Source organism: Ruminococcus sp. (genome assembly GCF_016283395.1).
Map to the genome: position 1 here is coordinate 201,345 of NZ_JAEEMU010000033.1, position 24,202 is coordinate 225,546.

General features: G+C 45.9%; 24 protein-coding genes. 12 read left to right on the plus strand and 12 right to left on the minus strand.

All coding sequences use genetic code 11. From position 1 onward, the window contains the following. Positions 1–15: 15 nt before the first annotated feature. The 10 genes from QZZ41_RS02915 to QZZ41_RS02960 form a co-directional block, all read right to left on the minus strand. Positions 16–879, minus strand: coding sequence for a DUF805 domain-containing protein (locus QZZ41_RS02915; RefSeq protein ID WP_295067908.1), 864 nt, complete (start codon positions 877–879; stop codon positions 16–18). 108 nt (positions 880–987) lie between these two features. After that, complete coding sequence (locus QZZ41_RS02920) at positions 988–1,221, minus strand: KH domain-containing protein (protein WP_024861192.1); 234 nt, start codon at positions 1,219–1,221, stop codon at positions 988–990. A gap of 72 nt (positions 1,222–1,293) precedes the next feature. Next, the gene (gene rpsP, locus QZZ41_RS02925; protein WP_295067912.1) at positions 1,294–1,536 is read right to left on the minus strand and encodes a 30S ribosomal protein S16; all 243 of its coding nucleotides are present in this window, start codon (positions 1,534–1,536) and stop codon (positions 1,294–1,296) included. Between the two features lie 64 nt (positions 1,537–1,600). After that, positions 1,601–2,983, minus strand: a complete 1,383-nt coding sequence (gene ffh / locus QZZ41_RS02930) for a signal recognition particle protein (protein WP_295067915.1) — start codon at positions 2,981–2,983, stop codon at positions 1,601–1,603. Positions 2,984–3,013: 30 nt separating this feature from the next. Further along, positions 3,014–3,349, minus strand: a complete 336-nt coding sequence (ylxM, locus tag QZZ41_RS02935; protein WP_074716130.1) for a YlxM family DNA-binding protein — start codon at positions 3,347–3,349, stop codon at positions 3,014–3,016. Between the two features lie 91 nt (positions 3,350–3,440). After that, positions 3,441–4,082 carry a hypothetical protein gene (locus QZZ41_RS02940; protein ID WP_295067919.1) on the minus strand — a complete coding sequence of 214 codons (642 nt, stop codon included), beginning with the start codon at positions 4,080–4,082 and terminating at the stop codon, positions 3,441–3,443. A 1-nt stretch (position 4,083) separates the two neighbouring features. Continuing rightward, positions 4,084–4,947: a phosphatidylserine decarboxylase gene (locus QZZ41_RS02945; protein WP_295067921.1), complete on the minus strand. Its 864-nt coding sequence runs from the start codon at positions 4,945–4,947 to the stop codon at positions 4,084–4,086. A 21-nt stretch (positions 4,948–4,968) separates the two neighbouring features. Then, positions 4,969–6,198 carry a 2-hydroxyacyl-CoA dehydratase gene (locus QZZ41_RS02950; protein WP_295067924.1) on the minus strand — a complete coding sequence of 410 codons (1,230 nt, stop codon included), beginning with the start codon at positions 6,196–6,198 and terminating at the stop codon, positions 4,969–4,971. Positions 6,199–6,232: 34 nt separating this feature from the next. Then, entirely contained in the window at positions 6,233–9,205 is a 2,973-nt protein-coding gene (locus QZZ41_RS02955; RefSeq protein WP_295067927.1) for an acyl-CoA dehydratase activase, read from the minus strand. A gap of 110 nt (positions 9,206–9,315) precedes the next feature. Beyond that, a complete protein-coding gene (locus tag QZZ41_RS02960) occupies positions 9,316–9,546 on the minus strand; it encodes a hypothetical protein (protein ID WP_295067930.1) in 231 nt (76 codons plus the stop codon). A 339-nt stretch (positions 9,547–9,885) separates the two neighbouring features. Between QZZ41_RS02960 and QZZ41_RS02965 the strand changes: the two genes are divergently transcribed. The 12 genes from QZZ41_RS02965 (at position 9,886) to QZZ41_RS03020 (ending at position 22,105) form a co-directional block, all read left to right on the plus strand. Continuing rightward, complete coding sequence (locus QZZ41_RS02965; protein WP_295067933.1) at positions 9,886–10,659, plus strand: alpha/beta hydrolase; 774 nt, start codon at positions 9,886–9,888, stop codon at positions 10,657–10,659. 132 nt (positions 10,660–10,791) lie between these two features. Next, positions 10,792–12,426: a UDP-N-acetylmuramoyl-tripeptide--D-alanyl-D-alanine ligase gene (locus tag QZZ41_RS02970; RefSeq protein ID WP_295067936.1), complete on the plus strand. Its 1,635-nt coding sequence runs from the start codon at positions 10,792–10,794 to the stop codon at positions 12,424–12,426. Between the two features lie 132 nt (positions 12,427–12,558). After that, positions 12,559–13,743, plus strand: a complete 1,185-nt coding sequence (locus tag QZZ41_RS02975; RefSeq protein WP_295067938.1) for a D-alanine--D-alanine ligase family protein — start codon at positions 12,559–12,561, stop codon at positions 13,741–13,743. A 167-nt stretch (positions 13,744–13,910) separates the two neighbouring features. After that, positions 13,911–14,729 (plus strand): hypothetical protein, encoded by an 819-nt coding sequence (locus QZZ41_RS02980; protein WP_295067941.1) that lies wholly within the window; start codon positions 13,911–13,913, stop codon positions 14,727–14,729. 28 nt (positions 14,730–14,757) lie between these two features. Beyond that, positions 14,758–15,552, plus strand: a complete 795-nt coding sequence (locus QZZ41_RS02985; protein WP_295067943.1) for a hypothetical protein — start codon at positions 14,758–14,760, stop codon at positions 15,550–15,552. 24 nt (positions 15,553–15,576) lie between these two features. Next, the gene (locus tag QZZ41_RS02990) at positions 15,577–16,389 is read left to right on the plus strand and encodes a hypothetical protein (RefSeq protein WP_295067946.1); all 813 of its coding nucleotides are present in this window, start codon (positions 15,577–15,579) and stop codon (positions 16,387–16,389) included. A 33-nt stretch (positions 16,390–16,422) separates the two neighbouring features. After that, entirely contained in the window at positions 16,423–17,229 is an 807-nt protein-coding gene (locus QZZ41_RS02995; RefSeq protein ID WP_295067949.1) for a hypothetical protein, read from the plus strand. A 32-nt stretch (positions 17,230–17,261) separates the two neighbouring features. Continuing rightward, entirely contained in the window at positions 17,262–17,936 is a 675-nt protein-coding gene (locus QZZ41_RS03000) for a sugar O-acetyltransferase (protein WP_295067952.1), read from the plus strand. A gap of 20 nt (positions 17,937–17,956) precedes the next feature. After that, positions 17,957–18,907: a LysR family transcriptional regulator gene (locus tag QZZ41_RS03005; protein ID WP_295067955.1), complete on the plus strand. Its 951-nt coding sequence runs from the start codon at positions 17,957–17,959 to the stop codon at positions 18,905–18,907. 329 nt (positions 18,908–19,236) lie between these two features. After that, positions 19,237–20,076: a sulfide/dihydroorotate dehydrogenase-like FAD/NAD-binding protein gene (locus QZZ41_RS03010; RefSeq protein WP_295067957.1), complete on the plus strand. Its 840-nt coding sequence runs from the start codon at positions 19,237–19,239 to the stop codon at positions 20,074–20,076. Between the two features lies 1 nt (position 20,077). Further along, positions 20,078–21,463 carry an NADPH-dependent glutamate synthase gene (gene gltA, locus QZZ41_RS03015; protein ID WP_295067959.1) on the plus strand — a complete coding sequence of 462 codons (1,386 nt, stop codon included), beginning with the start codon at positions 20,078–20,080 and terminating at the stop codon, positions 21,461–21,463. Between the two features lie 21 nt (positions 21,464–21,484). Beyond that, entirely contained in the window at positions 21,485–22,105 is a 621-nt protein-coding gene (locus QZZ41_RS03020) for a redox-sensing transcriptional repressor Rex (RefSeq protein ID WP_295067962.1), read from the plus strand. A 330-nt stretch (positions 22,106–22,435) separates the two neighbouring features. Here QZZ41_RS03020 and QZZ41_RS03025 read toward each other — a convergent pair whose 3' ends face one another. Together QZZ41_RS03025 and QZZ41_RS03030 are read right to left on the minus strand one after the other, a co-directional pair. Next, positions 22,436–23,074, minus strand: a complete 639-nt coding sequence (locus QZZ41_RS03025; RefSeq protein WP_295067964.1) for a hypothetical protein — start codon at positions 23,072–23,074, stop codon at positions 22,436–22,438. 304 nt (positions 23,075–23,378) lie between these two features. Further along, complete coding sequence (locus QZZ41_RS03030) at positions 23,379–23,906, minus strand: hypothetical protein (RefSeq protein ID WP_295067967.1); 528 nt, start codon at positions 23,904–23,906, stop codon at positions 23,379–23,381. Between the last annotated feature and the right edge of the window lie 296 nt (positions 23,907–24,202).

Here is a 24,202-nt window from a genome sequence, read left to right on the forward strand (position 1 = left end):
ACGGCTAACGGCTAATCACCTGCGGAAGCCTGTTGGTCTTGGAGGAAGTCCCCATTTATTTGCGCCTTCGCTTGGTCTGCACCAGAATATGATGATCACGATACATATTGGCAGCATCAACAGATAGAAAAGTCCGATCAATGCACCTGTCGATCTATCGTCTATGGTCAAACCGTACAGTGCAGTAGCTACCGATATATACGCCATAACAACAGCTGCAATTATCGGACCTGCTATCCACCAGCCTGACTTTCCAGCATCATGCAGTCTCCTTACTCCAACGGAAGTGCTTGGCACAAACATTATAACTTCGACAACATAACTTAACCCGTTAGCAGCCGATAGGCTCATAAAGAGTCCCATAAACCATATTCCGATACCCACAATGAAGGAAAACAGAACAGAATACCAGAATTCGCTTCGTGTTGAGCGTCCTTTGAAATTGGCAAAGTTCTTGAAAAACAGAGCTATCGCTTCTCCGAACTCAACATACTTTGGACTTTCGTCCTTAGTATTGAAATATCTCGGGTCATAGCCAAAAGGCGGCTGACCGTAACCATAGGGCTGACCATACATATTAGGCTGTCCGTATGGATTTGGTTGACCGTATGGGTTTGGCTGTCCGTAGGGATTTGGCTGACCGTATGGGTTTGGCTGTCCGTATGGGTTAGGCTGACCGTTATAGCCCTGAGAGCCGTTTCCTGCCTGCGGAGCGTTATTACCGCCTGATGGCTGAGTAGTTGCGCCCTGATTTGCAGGCGGAGGCACAGGAACAGAAGATATATCGTTCATTCCAGTATTATTATCAACAATCGCACCGCAGTTCTCACAGTATTTATCCCACGGTTTGAGCTCGTAATTACAGTATTTGCATCTCACAACAACCACCCCTATATAACTGATGATATAATTCTATCAAAAAACCTATTCTTTGTCAATATCCCTGCGTATAAAACAAAAAAGCTCCCTGACGGGAGCTTATCATACTTATTCGATCGTAACAGAGACCTTCTGGTCCTTTTTAGCTGCGCCAGCGCGCATTATTGTACGGAGTGCCTTTGCGATCCTGCCCTGCTTACCGATAACTCTGCCCATATCGTCAGGAGCTACGTTAAGGTGGAATACGATAACGCCCTCTTCATCGGGAGCATCTTCGGTAATATTGATAGCGGACTTGTCTTCTACGAGGCCTGCTGCGATAGCATAAAGTAAATCTTTCATAGTAAAACCTCCGTTCAAGCTCTGGGACAGAGGCAGAGACCTTACGCCTCTCCTCTTCCATTAAGCTTTAGATCAAAGAACTCCCTCTTTCTTGAGGAGCTCCTTTACTGTATCAGTAGGCTGAGCACCATTAGCGATCCAAGTCTTAGCCTTATCAGCGTCGATCTTAACAACTGATGGCTCCTTTGTAGGATCATAGAAACCGATCTCTTCGATGAAACGACCGTCTCTTGGGTATCTTGAATCAGCAACTACTACACGATAGAAAGGAGCCTTCTTAGCACCCATTCTTCTGAGTCTGATCTTTACTGCCATTTGTATTCACCTCCGTAATTGATAATGTGATATATTCAAGCGGCGGGAGACCGCATTGAAAGCTTTAGAAAGGCAGATTTCCGCCGCCCTTGCCTGTATACTTGTCAAAGTTCATACCTGCAAGGTTCTTTCTTGCCTTACGCAGAGACATCTTTCCGTTTTTGCCTGTGAACTGCTTCATAACGGACTGCATCTGCTCAAACTGCTTGAGGAGCCTGTTTACGTCCTCGACCTTTGTACCTGAGCCCTTTGCGATACGCTTTTTGCGTGACGGGTTGATGATAGAGGGCTTAGCTCTTTCAGCCTTGGTCATTGAGGTTATCATAGCCTCGATCCTGCCAAGCTGGCTCTCATCGATATCGGCTTCCTTGATCTTGTCGCCAACTCCCGGGAGCATACCCAGTATAGACTTCATTGAGCCCATACGCTTGATAGACTTCATCTGGTCAAGAAGATCGTCCATATCGAACTTGTTCTCCTTGAACTTCTTGGTGAGCTTTTCAGCGTCCTTCTGAGACATAACGTTCTCAGCCTTTTCGATAAGGGTGAGCACATCGCCCATGCCCAGTATTCTCGAAGCCATACGCTCAGGGTGGAACTGCTCGAAATCGTCAAGCTTTTCACCCATACCAACGAACTTGATCGGCTTACCTGTTACAGAGAGTACAGACAGTGCCGCACCGCCTCTTGTATCAGAGTCAAGCTTTGACATAAGAACGCCTGTGATACCAACAGCATCATCAAAAGCCTTGGCAACGTTTACAGCGTCCTGACCTGTCATAGCATCAACTACGAGCATGATCTCGTCAGGCTGGGTTTCCTTCTTGATATTTACAAGCTCGTCCATGAGAGCTTCATCTATATGGAGACGACCTGCTGTATCTATGATAAGGATATCGTGACCGTAGTCCTTAGCATAGGCAAGTGCCTTCTTAGCGATAACAACGGGATCAGTCTGTCCCATTTCAAATACCTTGACATCAGCCTTTGCGCCGACTACCTGCAACTGGTTGATAGCGGCAGGACGGTAAATATCGCAGGCAGCCAGAAGCGGACGGTGTCCCTCTTTCTTTAAAAGCTTAGCCAGCTTTGCGGCGTGGGTAGTTTTACCTGAACCCTGAAGTCCGCACATCATTATTACCGTAGGCGGCTTTGATGCCATATTTATACGTGAATTGCTGTTACCCATAAGGGATACAAGCTCTTCGTTAACTATCTTTATTACCTGCTGTGCAGGAGTAAGGCTTGACAGCACTTCTTCTCCGACAGCACGCTCTGTAACGCTCTTTACAAAGTCCTTAACGACCTTATAGCTGACATCGGCTTCGAGAAGTGCAAGGCGCACCTCACGCATAGCCTCTTTAACATCAGACTCGGTAAGCTTTCCTCTTGATTTGAGCTTTTTAAAGACGGTATTCAGTTTCTCTGAAAGTCCTTCAAATGCCATGTCGAGCCTCCTTCTATACTATAATTGTATTTATAACAGCTCCGTGACCTTTGCAGTCTCGGAGAGTATGGTATTTCTTGCATCTTCATCTGTGATATGCTCTGCGGCGGACTGTATACGTCCGAAACATTCACGCATTTTGCCGAGCCTTTCGGCAAACCCAAGCTTTTCCTCATAGTTGAGGAGTATATCCTCGGTGCGTTTTATGATACTGCGCACAGCCTGTCTTGTAATATCAAGTGGCTGACCAATCTCCGCAAGGGAAAGATCCTCGCAGTAATAAAGCTCCATGATACTGCGCTGGTGCTCTGTGAGCAGGTCGCCGTAACAGTCAAGAAGCATTACGAATTTAAGTTCCTTAGCCATTTTTGCCGCACCTCTCTTAGGTGTAATACAAAATCACTTTACACATTATACTACATATCACATACTTTGTCAAGGGGTAAATGAAATAATTTTATTGCTGCGTCTGCTGAGTAAGGTCGGAATAGGTAATGCTTACGAAATCCACTAAGCCCTGCTCGTCAAAGGATACTGCGATATTATGACCGCGGGCTATACCGTGTGCGTCCTCGCCGAGGGTGATACCGTAGTGATATACATGAGTATACGGCATTTCGACCTTGTCCACCGACTCAGGCTGACCTACAAGGTATTCAACATCGGCTATGGTTGATATCTGCGGAGTTATGCCGTAGATATCGGAGTCGCTTGTCTTTATGGCGATGCTGTACATAACGCTGTCCTTCTCCCTGCCCGTATAGCAGTTTTCTAGAGAGACCGTGCCCATTTCCACACCATTATAATAAAGTGTAGCATAGCCGCTTCCCTCTTTGAGTCCGTAGTCCTTCCTGTCGTAGTATCTGAAATCCCAGTCCTTGCCAAGCTTAACTATAGGCAGGGGCAGGTCAAAATGCTGTCCCTTTATGTTTATCATACTTCTTACGGCATCGACATCGAATGTTCCCGCAGGAGCGGTATGAGGCTCAACAGTTGGTGCTACCTCGAAAGGGATATCGGGCTTGTTATTGTCCTCAAGACAGCTTGTCAGAGAAAAAAGCATCGCGCCTGCTATAAGCAGTAACGGTAATTTCTTCATGTCATTCTCCTGCCTTTCCTATTTTTTCTCCAAGCTTTACCACAGTCTCTATACCCTCGGCAGAATTACACAGTATATCGCGGTCGATGCTGATACTGTCCTTGCCGAAGAGCATTACTATAGTAGAGCCGCCGAACTCAAATCTGCCCTTTTCCTCGCCTCGGCTGAACCTTGCTTCACCGTGGTTATTGACTATGCGTCCTACCATCATAGCTCCCACCTCTATCTGCACAACATCGCCGAAATTCTCGGTATGCAGCACTGTGTACTCGCGGCAGTTGCGCTTGTAGATGTTGTAGCGTTCAAGAGCTATGGGGTTTACGGTGTGAAGCTCGCCTGCAATAAAGGTGTTTTCGGTCTTTGTGCCGTTGTCGATATAGCAGTAGCGGTGGTAATCGTCTACTTCAAGGCGGAATATAAGGCAGTATCCGCCGCAGAAACGCTTTGCGAGGAAGTCGTTCTGCAAAAGGTCGCTTACTCTGTAGCGTGAGCCCTTTATGCGGAAGATGCTGTTCTTCGATATCTTATGAGCCGTAAGCTTTGAGTCGCAGGGACTTATAAGATGCTCGGGGATATAGTCCACAGGACGCTTACCGGGCTTTACAAGACGGGTGAAGAAATCGTTATACGAGTTGAAGCCGCTCATTATATACTGTGAGGTATCAATGCCGCTTCTCTTTATGAATGGCTTTATGAGAAGCTTTGAAGCCCCTGAGTCCATGAACGCTCCTGCCGCTTTGGATATGCAGGGAGCGGTGAGAGTTTTCAGCACAACTCGTCCAAGTGTGCAGCCGTAAAGCTTTTTCAACAGCTTGTTCTGTTTTTCGTTGGTGACGATAATATCGCCGTTTCGTGTTTTTATCATGTTACAGCTCCTTGCTCAGTCTCAGAGTCGGGCATTTGCAAGCATAAGCTTTATTCTGTTTTCCTGATTTACTCTTGTAGCTCCGGGGTCATAGTCTATGGCTACGATATTTGCATTTGGGTTGTCCTCCTTGATAGCTCTTGACATACCCTTTGCAACTATATGGTTGGGCAGACAGCCGAATGGCTGAGTGCAGATAATATTCTCAACGCCCGACTTTGCAAGCGCAGCCATTTCCGCAGGAATGAGCCAGCCCTCGCCCATGACTACGCCCTGATTTATATACTTGTCGGCAAGCCTTCTCAGATGCTCAAAATCGTGGAGAGGCTCAAAGCTGCCCTGCTCCTTCATTATGTTTATGAGCTCCTTCTGCTTTGCGTAGATGAGCTTATAGCCTATCTTATTGAAAACCGAGCTCTTTGTGGGATGATCGTATATCTTTGCGTTGTTGAAGTTTGCAACAGCACAGTACATGACGAATTCCAGAAGTGACGGAACTACAGGCTCACAGCCCTCGGATATGAGGAAGTCCTCAAGGTGGTTGTTGGCAAGGGGCGAATATTTAACGTATATCTCGCCGACTATTCCCACTCTTACCTTTTTCTCGCCGCTGAGCTCTATTGAAGCGAAATCATCGAGTATATCCCTGTATATCTTCTTTGTTTTCAAGAACATCTTGCTGCCCTTGCGGAAGATATTGCAGAGTCTGCGGTGCCATTTGTCCAGCATCTTCTTCGACTCGCCCTTGTTTATCTCATAGGCTCTGCACTTGTTATAACAGGTCATGAGCAGGTCGCCGTAAAGGACGGCATAAAGCATCTGCATGAACATAGGCGCAGTTATCTTGAACGCGCTGTCCTTTTCAAGTCCGCTGAAATTAAGTGATACAACGGGTATCTGAGGGTAGTTCTTGGCAACAGCCTTTCTCAGCAGGTGGATATAGTTCGATGCACGGCAGCCGCCGCCTGTCTGAGTGATAAGGAGAGCTGTTTTGTCGGGATCATACTTGCCGCTTTTCAGCGCGTCCATGAACTGTCCTATAACGAGGAGCGCAGGATAGCAGGCATCATTGTGGACGTTTTTCAGTCCCTCATCGACAACTGCACGAGAGTCGTTCCTCAGAAGCTCCAGCTTATAGCCCTTTGCTTCAAAGATAGCAATGAGCATCTTGAAGTGTATGGGCAGCATATCGGGAACGAGGATAGTGTGAGTTTTTATCATATCCTCGGTAAATCTTGCATATTCAGGCATAAAAACCTCCATATATCATCTTCATAGCCTGAGCTTATGCTACAGGCTGTACCTCGGGCTTTTTAGCAGGCTTCTGCTCTGCCTGCTCCATAGCGGCAACAAGACTTCTCAGTCTTATCCTTGCCGCGCCGAGATTGTTTATCTCGTCAATTTTAAGCTGTGTATAGAGCTTACCGCGGCTTTCAAGGATATGTCTCACCTCATCGCCTGTAACCGCGTCAATTCCGCAGCCGAATGATACCAGCTGTATGAGCTGCATATCGGGCTGTGTGGTGACATACTTGGCTGCACGGTAAAGTCTCGAATGATAAGTCCACTGATTGAGTACCCCAAGCTTTGGTGTAGTCGCAAGACCTGCAACGCTGTCCTCGGTTATTACAGCCATACCGAGACTTGAAACGAGCTTGTGTATGCCGTGGTTTATCTCCTTGTCGATATGGTAAGGTCTGCCTGCGATGACGATTATCTTGCGTTCCTCGGCTCTTGCCTGTTCGATTATCTCCAGTGCCTTGCGTGTAACTGAGTTATGGTACTTTTCAAGGGCTTCGTAAGCCTTATCAACTGCATCGGGTATCTTGCCCTTTACGTTGTACCTGCCAAGCACCTGTCCCAGTACCTTTATGACGTTCTTTCTGATGTTGAGGTCAAGGTAGGGGTGAACGAAGTTCTTACTGTTGAGTCTCGGGTTATTTGCAAGGAGAAGCTCGGGATAGTAGGCTACAACAGGGCAGTTGAAGTGGTTATCGCTGCCGCCCTCGTCAAGGTTATAGCTCATGCAGGGGTAGAATATGAAGTCCACGCCCTTATCCAGGAGACATTCGATATGTCCGTGAGCAAGCTTTGCAGGGTAGCATACCGTATCCGAGGGGATAGTATGCTGACCGAGATAGTACATATCACGGGAGCTCTCATCGGAAATGACAGTCCTGAAGCCCAGTGTGGTGAACAGCATATGCCAGAACGGGAGCTGCTCATAGAAGCCCAGTGCAAGAGGAAGTCCAACTGTGCCGCGGAAACGCTTTGGCTGGTGAGTCTTTACGGTATTGAGTATACTGTCGTACTTGAATTCGTAAAGATTGGGGACTGTGTTCCTGTTGGCGATGCCGCCGCCCTTTTCACAGCGGTTGCCCGAGATGAAGCGTCTGCCCTTGCCGAAGTTGATGATATTCAGCTGACAGTGTGCGGTACAGCCGCCGCAGTTAGCCGAACGTGACTGATATGTGAAGTTTTCCAGTTCCTCGGCAGATATAAGCTTTGAATCCTCACCGTCTGCTCTCTCCTTTGCGTAGAGTGCGCAGCCGAATGCTCCCATAAGTCCCGAAATAGCAGGACGGATAACGTTTCTGCCAAGCTCCTTCTCGAATGAGCGGAGAACTGCGTCATTAAGGAATGTACCGCCCTGTACTACGATGTTCCTGCCCAGGTCGTCGGGAGAATTTGCACGTATTACTTTGTATATTGCGTTCTTGATGATAGACGATGAAAGTCCTGCGGAGATATCCTCTACGGTAGCACCGTCCTTTTGTGCCTGTTTTACGGAGCTGTTCATGAATACGGTACAGCGCGAGCCGAGGTCAACAGGGTGCTCTGCGAAAAGTCCAAGCTGTGAGAACTCAGATATATCGTAGCCCAGAGCCATTGCGAATGTCTGTATGAAAGAGCCGCAGCCCGAGGAACAAGCCTCGTTGAGCATGATGCTGTCGATGCTCTTGTTCTTTATCTTGAAGCACTTGATGTCCTGTCCGCCGATATCAATGATGAAATCAACATCAGGGCAGAAATATGCAGCAGCCTTGAAGTGGGCAACTGTCTCAACTATGCCGTGGTCAACGGAAAGACCTGCCTTTATAAGGTCCTCGCCGTAACCCGTAACAGCCGAGCCCTTTATGGTGATATCGGGGTTCATAGCCGAGTAGATGCGTCTGAGTTGGTCGGCTATCTTGTCAAGAGGCTGTCCCTGATTTGAGGAGTAATGATTGTAGAGCATACGTCCGTCAGCGGTTATGAGCACAAGCTTCGTAGTCGTAGAGCCTGCGTCGATACCAAGATAAGCATCGCCCTTATATGTACGTATATCGGCATATCCTAAATCGAACTTCTTGTGGCGGTCGATGAACTCGTCATACTCTGAGTGCGAACGGAAAAGGGGTTCACCTGTAACGATAGCGTCAGAAGCCTTTGCTGTGCGTATCTTTTCGATCATATCGCCTATCCTGTATGCTTCCGCAGCCTTAGCTGCATACAGTGCGCAGCCGTAAGCCACGAATACAGGAGCTTCCTGTGGGAATACAGCGTGTTCCTCATCGAGCCCGAGAGTCCTTACGAAAGCCTTTTTCAGTCCCTTTAAGAAGAACAGCGGACCGCCGAGGAAAAGGACTTTTCCCTCGATAGTGCGTCCCTGAGCCAGTCCCGAAACGGTCTGGTCGACAACTGCCTGAAAGATACTTGCGGCAACGTCCTCGCGCCTTGCTCCCTGATTGAGAAGCGGCTGTATATCGGACTTTGCAAATACTCCGCAGCGTGAAGCTATAGGGTGTATCTTCTGAGCGTGGAGAGAGAGCTCGTCAAGCTCATCGGCTGTGATACCGAGAAGTGTTGCCATCTGGTCGATGAATGCACCTGTACCGCCTGCACAGGTACCGTTCATACGCTGCTCGACTCCGCCTGTGAGGAAGATTATCTTTGCGTCCTCGCCGCCAAGCTCAATAACTGCGTCAGCGTCGGGCTGTTTTTCCTTAACTGCAAGGAAAGCCGCATGGACTTCCTGAACGAAAGGTATATCCGCAGAATTGGCAAGTCCGAGACCTGCCGAGCCTGTGATGCAGACTGTGAATTCCTCATCGGGATAGTCCGCCTGTATTATTTTAAGCTGATCTGTAACAGTTTCCTTTACTTTGGAAAGATGACGCTGATATTTCGAGTAGATTATATTGTTTTCAGCGTCCGTTATGACCGTTTTTACTGTGGTCGAACCCACATCAATGCCCAGTGAATATTTATTTGACATTTTACACCTCAGTAGAAGTAATCATATGGCGGAAACCTGCGCTCCGCCGCTATCTTTATATTATAACATATTATAAGTGAAATTGCAAGCCTTGGCTTAGCCATTAGCCTTTAGTCCTTAGCCTGTAGGGGCGGCGGTTTTAATTCGGAATTCGGAATTAAAAGTACCGTAAGCGATGTATGAGTATGGACGTTGATAAAAGTGAGCGAGTTTACGAGCGACAACGTGGTTAGGAGGCGCAGGCTCTGCGCTGTAGGGGCTGATGCAAGCATCAGTCCGACAAAATGTAACGAAGCCCTCATTGCCCCATACATATGACTGTTTACTGTTTTTGTTTCCATTGAAAAATCTCCTTTCACTTATACACCGTAAAAGAGCTTTTTTCAACGGAAAACCATTGAATATCCAAAAAGTTTTTAATTGTTAGTGCTTAGAAAGTAGTGAGTAGTGTAGAGAACGGCTAACGGCTAAAGGCTAAAGGCTAAGGGCAAAATAAATATTGACATAAAATAGCGCAAGTGATATAATAGATTATATATGTATATTTGCGGCTGTATGCCGTATATGATATAAGTAAAAGTTGATTGTCGGGAAGCTTTAATAAGTCTGCGGAGCAGACACCACAACTCTCAACTCTCAACTCTGAACTCTCAACTAAACAACGTCTGGAGATAATAGAATTGATAAAGACAGTTAACGGTTTAAAGATAAACTACGAGGAAAAGGGTGAGGGCGACCTTATCGTACTGCTTCACGGCTGGGGCAGTAATATAACCCTTTTCGCCAACATGATAGAGCTCCTGTCGAAGAAGTACAAGGTAGTTGCTATGGATATGCCCGGCTTCGGAAAGAGTGAAGAGCCTAAGGAAGTATGGGACGTGAGCTCATATGTGCAGTTCGTCATCGACTTCCTCAAAGACTACGACACAAAGGAAGTAATGCTCCTCGGACACAGCTTCGGAGGACGTGTCATCATAAAAATGCATAGCCGCAATGACCTGCCCTTCAAGGTGACTAAGGTCATTCTCGTGGACAGTGCAGGCATCATGCCGCCAAAGTCCAATAAAAAGAGCTGGCGCACTCGCTATTACAAAATGGGCAAGGCTGTGCTCTCGCTTGGCATAGTGAAGAAGCTCTTCCCCGATGCGCTTGAGAACTTCCGCAAGAAAATGGGCAGTGCGGACTACGCCGCAGCTTCACCCATGATGCGTCAGGTCATGGTCAAGGTCGTAAACGAGGACTTAGAGCCGTATCTGCCCAATATCAAAGCTCCCACACTGCTCGTATGGGGCGTGAACGATACAGCTACTCCCCTGTCCGACGGTGAGAAAATGGAGAAGCTCATACCCGATGCAGGTCTTGTAAAGCTGGAAAATGCAGGACATTATTCCTTCTTAGAGCAGCAGTTCACATTCAACCGAGTAATGTGCAGCTTTATGAAAATAGAATATTAATTCATAATGCATAATGCATAATTCATAATTATATGAGTTCGCTTCGCTCACAATATTTAAATTATTCGCCGTAAGGCGACACCTCAATTATGAATTATGAATTCTTAATTATGCATTATTAAGGAGATAAGTATGAATTTGGTTTTATGGATAATATATGCGGTCATTTCGCTGACTGCTACTGTTTTTCTCGGGCTGAGGGAGTTCCATATGCTCCAGCTCAACGGCTACAAGACCCCCGAGCACTCGCGCTGGATGAAGAAAAACAAAAAGAGGTATATACTCCCTGCGGTGCTGTTCTGTGCGCAGTTCCTGCTGATACCGTTCCAGTACCATGACGGACTTGCGACTGCTCTCGTCATAGTGCTTTGCTTCTTCAACGCAATAATAGCACTGCTCAACAAGCCTGGCAAGAAGTTCAAGAAGCCCCTTGTGTACACAGCCCGTATGAAGCGCATGATGATAACATTTGCAGTACTTGTGGCGGTATACTACACAATTGCAATACTCAACGGCAAGTCATTCGTACAGATAGACACAATAAACGATGGCTGGGAAGAGACTCGCTGGTTCATAACTTACCTGCCGTATATCATGGTGGGCTCGGCTCTGTACCTGACACCTATACTCGTTCCCCTGTCCAATCTTATCAATAAGCCCGTAGAAAAGGCAGTCCAGAACTGGTATATCAACGATGCAAAGCGCATACTCTCGGAGTGCCCGACGCTCCACAAGGTAGGTATCACGGGAAGCTACGGCAAAACAAGCATGAAGTTCTACCTTGACGAGCTTCTCAACTCGCAGTACAACACGCTGAAAACTCCCGAGAGCTTCAATACTCCTATGGGTGTTACAATAACCATACGCCGCGACTTAAAGCCAACTCACGAATACTTCATCTGCGAAATGGGTGCAAGACGAGTTCACGAAATAAAGGAGCTCTGCGGCATTGCAGACCCACATGACGGTATCATAACTTCCGTAGGTCCTCAGCATTTAGAGACCTTCGGTTCTATCGAGAATGTAGTGAATACCAAGTTCGAGCTTGCCGACCATGTAAAGGCAAAGGGCGGTAAGATATACCTCAACGGCGACAACGAGCTTATCCGCAAGAAAGCTCCCGAATATCCCAATGCGGTGCTTTACGGACTTTCTGAGGGCAACCACTACCGCGGTACTGATATATCCGTATCCGACAGAGGTACGGAGTTCACGGTAACTGCTCCAAACGGCGAGACACAGCGTTTCTCAATGAAGCTTCTGGGCGAGCACAATGTTCAGAACGTCCTCGGAGCTATCGCCTACGCACACGGTACAGGCATTTCACTTGAAAAGCTGACACTCCCCGTTAAGCGTATCGCCGCAGTACCCCACAGATTGCAGCTTCTCGACAAGGGCGGAAATATGACCTTTATCGATGATGCATACAACTCAAATCCAAACGGCTGCCGTGCAGCTCTCAATGTCCTCGGTCTTTTCGATGCCTGCCGTATACTGGTAACTCCCGGTATGGTAGAGCTTGGCGCAAAGCAGGAGGAGCTGAATTTCGAGTTCGGTCAGGAAGCTGCAAAGGCTTGTGACCATATAGTTCTTGTAGGCAAGGCTCAGACAGTGCCTATATATAACGGTATCAAGGACGCAGGCTACGATATGGACAACGTTTTCGTTGCGGACAGTCTTAACGAGGCTCTCACCCACGTAAATGCATATCAGACCGACAAGAAGAAAATAGTCCTTCTTGAAAACGACCTGCCCGATAATTATTAAAGCCATTAGCTATTGGCTGTTAGCCTTTAGCCTGTGGTATCGCTGCGCGATAATATTTGAAATTATATATAAGAGCTTCGGCTAATAGCTAAGGGCTAACGGCTAATGGCTCAGATAAAAGGAGTAATTACAATGAAGATCAATCTTGCAGTTCTTTTCGGCGGAAGAAGCGTTGAACACGAGGTATCAGTTATCTCGGCTGTTCAGGCTATGGCAAGCATAAACAAGGAAAAATACAACATTATCCCTGTCTACATGACTAAGAAAAGCGAATTCTGGACAGGTGAAAAGCTCATGGACATCAACAGCTTCAAGGATATCCCTGCACTCCTTAAAGAGTGTACCGAGTGCGTTTTCGTAAGAAGCGAGGGCAAAGTACAGCTTATCCGCCAGAAAATGAAGAAATTCGGCACTAATGTCATTTCCGATATCGACGTTGCATTCCCTATCGTTCATGGCACAAACGTTGAGGACGGCGCATTGCAGGGCTATCTCCAGACTCTCGACCTGCCTTACGTAGGCTGTGACGTACTGGCTTCCGCTATCGGCATGGATAAATTTGTAATGAAGATACTCCTTAAAGACGCAGGCTTCCCTGTACTTGACTGCTGCCGTTTCTCCTCATACGAGATAAACGAAATGGACAGAATGGTGGAGACAGTCGAGAAGAAGTTCGGCTACCCTGTTATCGTTAAGCCTATCAATCTCGGTTCAAGCGTTGGTATCTCAAAGGGCAAGGACAGAGACAGCCTTATAAAGTCTATCGAAGAGGCTTTCGAGTTCGCTGACCGTATTCTCATCGAGCCATGCGTAGTTCAGCTCAAAGAGATAAACTGTGCCGTAGCAGGCGACAGCGAGTCCGCAGAAGCTTCCGTATGTGAAGAACCTGTACAGGCAAGCGGCGATGATATCCTCAGCTACGACCAGAAGTACGTAGGCGGCGGCAAGGGCGGCAGCAAGGGCATGGCTACACTCAAGAGAAAGATACCTGCTGATATTACTCCCGAGCAGGACGAATTCATCAGAAAGACTGCTGTTGACGCATTCCGCTATCTTGGACTCAACGGCGTTACACGTATCGACTTCATGATAGATATGGCTACCGACAAGGTATACATCAACGAAATAAACACTATCCCCGGCTCACTCGCATTCTACCTCTGGGAACCTAAGGGAGTGAAGTATACAGAGCTTCTCGAAAGACTTATCCAGCTTGCTCTCAAACGCTACAGACAGGGCGAGAAGATAAGCTATACATTTGATACAAATATCCTTTCAATGGGTGGAAGCTTCGGTTCTAAGGGCAGCAAACGCTAAAGCGCGGAGCCCGCGCTGGCTAATCACATTGTCGCTCGTAAACTCGCTCACTCTAAAAAAATTCCTTACTCGTACATCGCTTACGGTACTTTTAATTCCGAATTAAATCCGCCGCCCCTACAGGGGCTAAAGGCTAAGGGCTAACGGCTATATAACAGGGGGGAGAAATGGAAAAGATAAATTTACTTCCTGTGGCAGAGAAGATAGATGATATTTACGTGTACAATGATCTACCCGAGAAGAAAGACTTCTGTTTAGACTTCTCTCGTGATGTATATATCCGCCTTTTGGCAGATTTGCTTATCGGCTTTTTAATGTCTGCAATCCTCGGAGTTTGTGTATTCGGAGCAATATTAATAATTTTGCCTTTAGATAAGAAAGTAACGACCAAAATCAATAGCAGGTTCGTCAGGAACACTTTCTGGAACCGTTTGCCTTTTCAGCTCTTCGGTTTAACGCTCATAGTCTTTTACGTGGTCTGCGGGATTATCGAGATGGAAAAAAGGAAAACAGGTGCAGCATACCAAATAAACGGAACAAGCATGATGATAATAAAGTACTATATCGCCTTTATTATCGCAATTATAGTCGGCAGGCTCATATATCTCATAGTGACGGCTTTCGCAATAGCAAACCGAAAAAAGAAATGTACCGTTCCTGTGAACATTGAGCTGAGTGCAAACTATTCCCAGGACAAAAGCAGAATATTCAAATACTATTACGAGGGAGAAACATACCGTTTCATCGACCACGAAAAACAGGCAAATATCCTATACAACTCTCTTCAGAGAGAGTACGATATCACTCCCGATCATGTATATATCGCCCCAAATGAGCCCGAGTGCTATTACTCACGTCAGATATTCGGTTACAATTCAAAGAAGCTGAAACACTATTTCGTCTCGCTTTTCCTGTTTTTGTTTTTTACGTCATTCTTTTGGATAATTCCTGTATTCAGATACATAGTGGATCACATCTGCGCATAAAAGCAGCGAGAGAATTTGGAATATGACAATGAAAAAGTTAGAGTTACTGCCAAGAGCAGAAAGAATAAGAAACGAATATTTCGACGAACAGCCTAAGCCCACAGTCGTTAAAAAGCGTAATATGTCAATAGCATGGGGCATACTTGTCATCATAACTTTAGTACTGTCCTGTTTTGACAATTCTATCATAATTAGCGGCATAGGAGCAGGCTGCTTACTCGGGGAATTTTCAAAGTACACTGGGAATGACCTGAGTGTTATAAAAGAAAAAGACACTCTGTGGAAGAAATTTCCTGTCATAGTTTTTGGTACAGCACTGATATTTACCGGCATCATAGGTACTGTCTCGGTGGCGAGCGGCTCGGAGACGCTGACCTCAAAGGTCTTAAAAAAGCTTCTGACAGTATTTATTGCCATAGTTCTCTGCGGATTTATCATCAGACTGATATTTCTCCTTGCAGCCACTGTAGCATTAAGGAAACGCAAAAAGAGATGTACCTCTCCTGTTATGGCGGAGTTCATAGGTTATGCGGCAATAAACTCCGATATATCGCTGAACCGCGAAGAACCGCACGGGTTAGATCCGCTGTTCAGGTATCACTATGAGGCAGTGAGCTACCGTTTTGCGGTGTCGGAGAATTCTCCTCTGCTCGAAGATATTGAAAGTAATTTTAAGATATACATTGACCCAGACCAGCCCGATGCTTACTATCTGGAAGAAATGTCCGAGGACAATAAAAGGATATTTTTCAATTACTTCATAACCTTTGGCATAGCTATCATATTTCCATTAGCTCTGGCTCTTCCTTTTATACTTCATTAATGTACTGTTTAACAGAGGGAAAAAATGAAAAAATTCAGTGTACTTCCGCTGGCAGAAAAAATAGACCCGAGCGACTTGTTCAGTCCTATGCCCGAGCGAAAAAGGTTCGGGATAAAGCTCGATAAAAGGGTAAAGTATGTTCTGCTCGCTATCTATGCGATATTAATGTATATCGCGCTTTTGAAAAATATTTTGGTGTTTGTTTTCGGCTTCGGACTTCTATTCCTGTACGCAGGTCTCAGCAAAGAAGGTCAGGTGTCAAAAGGAACAAGAGACACACAAAGAACCGTGGAGAATAACATATGGAACCGTCTGCCTTTCCTGCTTGCAGGATTGTTCTTTACCTTTTCTCTTGGTGCAGATTTTATCAATAAAAAATTAGGCATAAGGCTAAGAGACTACAAAGTACTTACTATGCTGACAAAGGGTGTCATATTGGCTCTTATCATAGGAAGGATCGTCTTTCTCATAGCAAGTCTGTGCGCTGTAGCTTCAAGAAAAAAGCACTGCACAGAGCAAGTACACACAGAGCCAGAAGGCTCAGCATCAGGATTGGGCGCAAGCTTTAACTTTACCTCTGACGGTATGCCTGTATTCAGATACAATTTTGAGGGCGAGGACTATCGCTTCATAGACCATGATAACGCAACAGCATATCTTGATCTTGACGATACCTTTAAAAACGATCTCAAGCTCATCGACCTGCATATTGACCCAAATGCTCCCGAAAGGTATTTTTCCGAGATCATTTTCAGAAGAACAGGCACAAAACTCAAGGATTTTTTCATAACGCTCGCATTTATACTTCTTTTTTACTATGGAATACACCACAAATAAGAAGATCAGATAATAACATCAGAGGCTGTAAAAATGAAAAAGCTGCATATATTACCGTTGGCTGAAAAAATAACTGCCGACAACCTTTACTCTGCACCAACTGAAAGAAAGCTGCCGTCTGTAAAAATACCCTCGGCAGTATATACCGTCTTAGCTGTTATATCATTTATCGCCTGTTATACCGACCCTGTTATCGGCATTATCGCAGTCGGTATACTGTTCATTGTCGCAGGTATTGACGGCAAAACAGGAAAGAACAAAAAACGCAGAACAGTAGAGAAAATGATATGGACAAGGCTCCCCTTATTATTTATGGGTATTTTCTTCATATTAACGGGTATATTCATATTAATATCGGAAGAGACCTCAAGAAGCATCAATACCGACATGACCAGAGCGTATTTCATGTTGATGCTGAAACTGTTTCTTATTGCTTTTGCAGTATTGGGAATATCGAGACTTATCATGCTTGTGACTGTCGAGCTTGCCCTTCGCAGCAGACGGGAACACTGCGGTACACTTGTACACATCGAGCCCGACTTAACGGCAGCGGACTATACAGTCAACGCAACGGATACTGAATACAAGTGCCATGTTCCCGTATACAAATACTACTACGAGGGAAAAGGCTATCGCTTCACGGACCATTCCAGAGACCTGTATTTCTTTTCACCTACCGACTCATCTCAGGTATACGTAGATCCCGAAAAGCCTGACCGCTATTATTCTCCCAATCTCTTTGCAGATAACGGTGAGAACCTTATAGAATTCCTTCAGTTTTTAGGGTATATGTTCTTTTTTTCAATTCCCTTGCTGGTAATACTGCTTCTCAACTGGTAAACATATAAAATCAAGATCAAGGAGGGTTTAAAATGACCGAAAAAGAAAAACAGCAGGCAGGAGAGCTTTACAACGCAGGTGCTCCCGAGCTTGTAAACGAGAGGATAAAAGCCAAGAAGCTTTGCTCTGAGTACAACGCTGTCGAATACAACGATTATCAAAGGCGCGAACGCGTCCTTGCAAGACTTCTTCCGCTGAAAAGCGAAAATGCAATAATAGAGCCGAATTTCTTCTGCGACTATGGATATAATATCATAATGGGAAGTAACTTCTACGCAAACCATAATCTCGTTATCCTTGACTGTGCAGAAGTCACCTTCGGCGATAACGTCTTTATCGGTCCGAACTGCGGCTTCTATACCGCAGACCACCCTATTGACGCAGATACGAGAAATCAGGGACTTGAGTCCGCAAAGCCAATAAATGTTGGAAACAATGTATGGATAGGCGGTAACGTTACCGTACTCGGCGGAGTTAACATAGGCGATAATACAGTCATCGGCGCAGGAAGCGTTGTTATAAATGATATCCCTGCAAACTGCGTTGCCGCAGGAAATCCCTGCAAGCCCATAAAGCCCATAGAGTCAAAGCCTGCAGAAATAATGCCTCAGAGCGAAGAAACTAAATTCAAGGCACCTGCTAAGCCCGAGCCTCCCAAGCGCAGACACATCGAGGTCAAGCTTGTGAGCAGCAGTGACGATAAATAATACGAAAGGACGACTGAACCATGAACACCCTGCACTTCAAATACGCTGTTGAGATCGAAAAAACGCGCTCTATAACACAGGCTGCTGAAAATCTCTACATGGCTCAGCCTAATCTGAGCAAGGCTATAAAAGAACTGGAAAGCACCCTCGGCATCACTATCTTCCGCCGTACATCAAAGGGCGTTATCCCTACGGATCAGGGACTTAAATTCCTCGATTACGCAAAGCAGATACTCATACAAATAGACAATATGGAGGCTATACACTCCCCTGACAAGCCCAAAAACAGCCGTCTTCGCATATCCGTGCCGAGAACAGGCTATATCTCAAAGGCTTTCTCGGAGTATATCGCTTCCCTTGATACTCCCGAGGATATGGAAGTATTCTTCTGCGAGACAAACTCACTGAGAACTATCGAGAATGTCCGCGAAAACGGCTATGATTTCGGCGTTATACGCTATAATACCGCTCACGAGAAGTACTTCACAGACTTCCTCGCCGAGAAAAACTTAGACGGCAAGCTCCTCTGGGAGTTCGAGATGCTGGCTGTAATGTCAGCCGAACACCCTGCCGCAGGTGCTGATGTGATAACCTATTCAGACCTGTCCTGCAACTACACCGAGCTTGGACAGGGAGACGACTCTGTTCCCTATGTTTCGGGAGCTGTGGAGAAGCTCTACGCTTCAAACCGTCCTGCCGATGTACCCGTGAGAAAGGTCTGTATGTACGACCGCGGAAGTGCTCTCGACTTCCTTCTGACAGTGCCTCAGGCTTTCATGCTGGACTCTCCCATGCCTGCAAGCCTTTGCGGAAAATACGGACTCGTCCAGAGAAAATGCGCTTTCCCCGACAACAGCTTCAAGGATATGCTCATCTACACATCGGGACATAAGCTCTCGGATAACGAGCTGAAGCTGGTAAACCGCCTGTATGAGGTAAGAAACGAAAGTGCTTTTGCCGAGTATAAATAAGGCATATTGCATATGGAATATGAGTATTCCGTGTAGGAATAAACAAAAACTGTAAAAATAACAAAACACAAAGGCGGCTTTATGCCGCCTTTTCTCTTTTTTCCATTCATTTCCGCCCTTGACACGGCTTTGTCAAGCAATTGTCAAGGTTTATTTCGTTACAAGAATATCGATATCGGAATACCGATATTCTACTGTTATATTTGTGAAAGATAGTTTATTATGATATAATATTGAATATATCGTGCAGTACCTGTATCTGATGAGGTCAATGGGGATATCACGGAAATTTCCCGTACTGCAAATCTAAAGCAAGGAAGGTTAGGACAATGTTTGAAATTCTTGAAAAAAGAACTCTCAATCCCACCGTTACTCTTATGAGAATCAACGCTCCAAAGGTAGCAAGAAAGGCTGAACCGGGTCAGTTCATCATTCTCAGAACTGATGCTGACGGAGAGCGTATACCGCTTACTATTGCGGATTTCGACCGTGAAAAGGGCTCTGTTACTATCATTTTCCAGATAGTAGGAGCTACAACAGAAAAACTCAACCACATGAACGAGGGCGACTGCCTCCAGGACTTCGTTGGTCCTCTCGGCAGAGCTACAGAAACAGAGGGACTTAAAAAGGTAGCCGTTGTGGGCGGCGGCGTTGGCTGTGCTATCGCTTACCCTGTTGCCAAGAAGCTCCACGAGCTTGGCGTTGAGGTTCATTCTATAGTTGGTTTCAGAAATAAAGATCTCGTTATCCTTGAAGACGAATTCAAGGCTTCAAGCTCTAAGTTCGTACTTATGAGCGATGACGGCACAGCTGGCGAAAAGGGACTTGTTACAGATGCTCTCAAAAAGCTCATCGAAAGCGGTGAGAAGTATGACAGAGTTATCACTATCGGTCCTCTCATTATGATGAAGTTCGTCTGTCGTCTTACAAAAGAATACGAGATACCCACTGTTGCTTCCATGAACCCTATTATGATAGACGGTACAGGTATGTGCGGCGGCTGTCGTCTTACTGTCGGCGGCGAGACAAAGTTTGCCTGCGTTGACGGTCCTGAGTTCGACGGTCATCTCATCGACTTCGATGAGGCTATGGCAAGAGGTGCTATGTACAAGCCTTTCGAGCGTCATGCCTACGAAGAAGCCTGCAATCTGTTCAAGGAGGTAAAGTAAAATGCCTAATATGTCACTTACAAGAAACGAGATGCCAGTACAGGCTCCCGATGTGAGAAATAAGAATTTCAGCGAGGTAGCTCTCGGCTATACCGAGGAACAGGCTATCGACGAGGCTAAGAGATGCCTCAACTGCAAGAACAAGCCATGTTCCACAGGATGTCCCGTACAGATAGATATCCCTGCATTTATTGCTCAGGTAGCTGAGGGTAATTTCGCAGAGGCTTACAAGATAATCACAAAGTCAAGCTCACTCCCTGCTGTATGCGGCAGAGTATGTCCTCAGGAGACACAGTGCGAGAGCAAGTGCGTAAGAGGCGTAAAGGGCGAGCCTGTTGCTATCGGAAGATTAGAGCGTTTCGTTGCAGACTGGCACAATGCACAGCCTGAGACAGCTCCCGAGATACCTGCAAAGAACGGTCACAAGGCTGCTGTTATCGGTTCAGGTCCTTCAGGTCTTGCCTGTGCAGGCGACCTTGCAAAGAAGGGCTATGACGTTACTATATTTGAAGCTCTCCACGTTGCTGGCGGAGTTCTCTCCTACGGTATCCCTGAGTTCAGACTTCCAAAGTCTATCGTTCAGAAAGAAATCGGCGGTCTCAAGGCTCTCGGCGTAAAGGTAGAGACTAATACTGTAGTCGGCAAGACTATCTCAGTTGACGAGCTTATGAAGGAGGAAGGCTTCGAGAGCGTATTCATCGGCTCAGGTGCAGGTCTCCCAAGATTTATGAATATCCCCGGTGAGAACCTCAACGGCGTTTATTCCGCTAACGAGTTCCTCACACGTATCAACCTCATGAAAGCATACAAGGAGGGCAGTGCTACTCCTATCAAGGCAGGTACAAAAGCTGTAATCGTAGGCGGCGGCAACGTTGCTATGGACGCAGCACGCTGCGCTAAGAGACTTGGTGCTGAGGTATATATCGTATACAGACGTACAGAAGCAGAGCTTCCTGCAAGAGCTGAGGAAGTAGAGCACGCTAAGGAAGAGGGCATCATCTTCAAGTTCCTCACAAATCCTATTGAGATTCAGGCTACAGATGACGGCTGGGTAAAGAGCGTTCACTGTCAGCAGATGGAGCTCTCAGAGCCTGATGCTTCGGGCAGAGCTAAGCCTGTTCCGATAGAGGGTGCTTTCGTTGATATCGAGGCTGACTGCGTTATCATGTCTATCGGTACTTCACCAAATCCGCTCATCAAGTCTACTACAGCTGGTCTTGATACTCAGAAATGGGGCGGTATCATCGCAGATGACAACGGTCTCACATCTAAGGAAGGCGTTTACGCTGGCGGAGACGCTGTAACAGGTGCAGCAACTGTTATCCTTGCTATGGGTGCAGGCAAAAAGGCTGCTGCTGCTATGGACGAATATATGCAGAACAAGTAAGCCCTCTGACGGAGGTATACCATGGAAAAAAACATTACCTCACAGACACTTTCAAGGCTTCCGATATACTTCAATTACCTTGTATCACTTCCGGAGGAGAGAAAAAAAGGAAACATATCAGCTACAGCTATTGCTGAGGCTCTCGGGCTCAACGATGTACAGGTGCGAAAAGACCTTGCTTCGGTCAGCAGCGGCGGTCGTCCCAAGGTGGGATATATGACCTCTGAGCTTATCGGCGATATCGGTAAATTCCTCGGCTTTGAGAACCACGACAAGGTGGTAGTGGCAGGTATGGGAAACTTCGGAAGAGCTATGCTGGAATACAACGGCTTCGAGGCTTACGGGTTTGATATAATCTGCGGCTTCGACTGCAATAAGGAGCGCGTCGGTAAAAATGTTGGCGGAAAGCCTGTGCGTCATATCGACGAGCTTGAGGATTTCTGCCTGAAAAACGATATCCGTATCGGTATCATAACTGTGCCCGAAACAGCCGCACAGGAGGTCTGTGACCGTATGGCAGAGGCTGGGATAAAATTTATCCTTAACTTTGCAGCAGTACATATAAACGCTCCTAAGGGAGTTGCTGTGCATAACGAAAATATTTCCCTCACTCTTGCAATGCTTGCAAGATGCGGTGCATAAAATAAACGGGGCTGTCAGACAGTCCCGTTTTTTATTAGTTTGGCGCAAGTCACAAAGAGCGTTCATTTTATTTATTTTATAAGGCTCGGACTGGTTTTATCAGAATTGGCGGATGACCAATGGTAGTCTCTACAAGCTAAACGACTAAGGGCTCGGAACGCCGAGGGCGGCGTTCCCTACACATTGATTTAGTTATACATAATGGTTACGTGGGTTACTCGGGCGAGCGGAACTCGCCCCTACAGACCTAACGGCTAAAAGCTAAGGGCTAACGGCTAAGAGTGGGCTAAGGGCTAAAAAAAAAGACGGCATAAAGCCGGCCTTTTTTTATTATTCTTTTTCCTCAGCAGCTGATGTTGCTGTTGCAGCTTCTTCTAAACCAAAGTCTGCTTCTGCCTCTGTTTCAAGGTCTATCTTCATTTCCATATCTTCGGGGATCTCCTTGAATTCGTCTACGTTTTCAAGAACTGCCTCGTTCTGCATGGTATCGCCCTCTTCTGAAAGATTAAGGATCATCTTACCGTTTTCATATACGAGGTATACCTCATCTTCGTCAAATACTTCCTTGCTGATGAGCTGGATCTTTCCGTCCTTGTTCTCCCACTCGATATCCTCAGGCTTGTTCTCTTCATTGAAAAGGAAAGAATAGAATGTGCCCTTGTTATCGTCTGTAAGCTCAATCTGGAAAAGTGCATATGCATCTACACCATAAAGGCTGTCCATTTCCTGACCGTCAAGAATAAGCTTGCTGCACTGCCATTTACCTATAGCATCTTTGCTGTCAATGCTTTCAGTTTTTCCTGCTTCTGTTGTTGTCTCAGCTTCTTCTGTTGTTGCCTCAGTAGCTTCTGTTGTTTCTGCAACAGTTGTAGTCTCTTCCTTTGCGTCTTTTTCCTTAGTATCGCCGCAGCCTACCATAGATGATAAGATACAAACGAGTGCGAGAGATGAACAAATAAGTTTTTTCATAGTTTTTATCCTCCATAAAATAAGCCTTAGTCAGTTTAATATCCCATTTTTACCTGACTTTTTTGACCTCGTGAATTATATCACCCTTTTTTTCATCTGTCAAGTTTTTCAAAAATGTCCGTACAGCCGTTTTCGGGCTGTTTCGCACTGTTTTCAGCCGATTTATCAGCAATTAGCAACAAAAATAACATTTCGTTCTTGATATATTTCGCTATTAGATAGAATTTTTAAACTATTATTTCAAAGCTGCCCGATAAAGTCGCTTAAAACGCGAAAAACGGCGGAATGACCGCCGTTTTCGTTATTATTCTTCGTCGTCAGTTTCTACAGCATCATCTTCGTCAGCGTCATCATCGTCGCTGCCAAGATCACCAAATGGATTTTCAGGCATTTCCTTGAAGGAGTCTACCTTTACAAAATACATCTTCACCTCTTCGCCCTTGCCGTCTTCCGACGATTCGTCTTCATCAGCAACGCTCATTATCATTTTGCTGCCGCTCTTTTCGAGAATAGCCTCTTCACCGTCAAATGCTTCATCGTTGACAAGCTTGATCTTTCCGTCATCCTGCTTCTCCCATGTGAGATCAACAGGCTTTCCTTCAGTGCTGAAAGCTGAATCTACTGTACCCTTGTTGCCCTCTTTAAGCTCGATCTGATATATAGCATAAGCGTCTACGCCAAAGAAATTATCCATTTCTTCGCCGCCCATAACGATCTTTTCGCACTCCCACTTGCCGAGGAAGTCGTCCTTCTTTTCCTTCTTGGAACCGCAGCTTGCAAATGATGTTGCAACACAAATTACAGCGAGTGATGAGCAAAATAATCTTTTCATAGTCATAATAAATTCCTCCATAAATCTATGTATGTTTAGTTCGGGTTCAGAGTAACTTTGAATAAGTTCATCCGAACCTTTCGACATTATGAATTATATCACACTTTTTTCAGTTTGTCAAGTTTTTGCCCCAAAATCTTTATTCGCTGTTTTTGCCTGTTCTGCGACAAATCCGAATTATTTGTTAGTATATGATAACGAATAAAGTCTTTTACGGAGCATTTTCAGGAATAGGCTCTGCGTTGACACATATCGCCTTTAATGATATAATTAAAGCGTACCAAATAACCGTCTGA

Coding starts and splice junctions, on each gene's coding strand:
- QZZ41_RS02920 (WP_024861192.1), bottom strand. CDS start 1,221: ATGAAAGATTTACTTTATGCTATCGCAGCAGGCCTCGTAGAAGACAAG.
- rpsP (WP_295067912.1), bottom strand. CDS start 1,536: ATGGCAGTAAAGATCAGACTCAGAAGAATGGGTGCTAAGAAGGCTCCT.
- ffh (WP_295067915.1), bottom strand. CDS start 2,983: ATGGCATTTGAAGGACTTTCAGAGAAACTGAATACCGTCTTTAAAAAG.
- ylxM (WP_074716130.1), bottom strand. CDS start 3,349: ATGGCTAAGGAACTTAAATTCGTAATGCTTCTTGACTGTTACGGCGAC.
- QZZ41_RS02940 (WP_295067919.1), bottom strand. CDS start 4,082: ATGAAGAAATTACCGTTACTGCTTATAGCAGGCGCGATGCTTTTTTCT.
- QZZ41_RS02945 (WP_295067921.1), bottom strand. CDS start 4,947: ATGATAAAAACACGAAACGGCGATATTATCGTCACCAACGAAAAACAG.
- QZZ41_RS02950 (WP_295067924.1), bottom strand. CDS start 6,198: ATGCCTGAATATGCAAGATTTACCGAGGATATGATAAAAACTCACACT.
- QZZ41_RS02955 (WP_295067927.1), bottom strand. CDS start 9,205: ATGTCAAATAAATATTCACTGGGCATTGATGTGGGTTCGACCACAGTA.
- QZZ41_RS02960 (WP_295067930.1), bottom strand. CDS start 9,546: ATGGAAACAAAAACAGTAAACAGTCATATGTATGGGGCAATGAGGGCT.
- QZZ41_RS02970 (WP_295067936.1), top strand. CDS start 10,792: ATGAATTTGGTTTTATGGATAATATATGCGGTCATTTCGCTGACTGCT.
- QZZ41_RS02975 (WP_295067938.1), top strand. CDS start 12,559: ATGAAGATCAATCTTGCAGTTCTTTTCGGCGGAAGAAGCGTTGAACAC.
- QZZ41_RS02980 (WP_295067941.1), top strand. CDS start 13,911: ATGGAAAAGATAAATTTACTTCCTGTGGCAGAGAAGATAGATGATATT.
- QZZ41_RS02985 (WP_295067943.1), top strand. CDS start 14,758: ATGAAAAAGTTAGAGTTACTGCCAAGAGCAGAAAGAATAAGAAACGAA.
- QZZ41_RS02990 (WP_295067946.1), top strand. CDS start 15,577: ATGAAAAAATTCAGTGTACTTCCGCTGGCAGAAAAAATAGACCCGAGC.
- QZZ41_RS02995 (WP_295067949.1), top strand. CDS start 16,423: ATGAAAAAGCTGCATATATTACCGTTGGCTGAAAAAATAACTGCCGAC.
- QZZ41_RS03000 (WP_295067952.1), top strand. CDS start 17,262: ATGACCGAAAAAGAAAAACAGCAGGCAGGAGAGCTTTACAACGCAGGT.
- QZZ41_RS03005 (WP_295067955.1), top strand. CDS start 17,957: ATGAACACCCTGCACTTCAAATACGCTGTTGAGATCGAAAAAACGCGC.
- QZZ41_RS03010 (WP_295067957.1), top strand. CDS start 19,237: ATGTTTGAAATTCTTGAAAAAAGAACTCTCAATCCCACCGTTACTCTT.
- gltA (WP_295067959.1), top strand. CDS start 20,078: ATGCCTAATATGTCACTTACAAGAAACGAGATGCCAGTACAGGCTCCC.
- QZZ41_RS03020 (WP_295067962.1), top strand. CDS start 21,485: ATGGAAAAAAACATTACCTCACAGACACTTTCAAGGCTTCCGATATAC.
- QZZ41_RS03025 (WP_295067964.1), bottom strand. CDS start 23,074: ATGAAAAAACTTATTTGTTCATCTCTCGCACTCGTTTGTATCTTATCA.
- QZZ41_RS03030 (WP_295067967.1), bottom strand. CDS start 23,906: ATGAAAAGATTATTTTGCTCATCACTCGCTGTAATTTGTGTTGCAACA.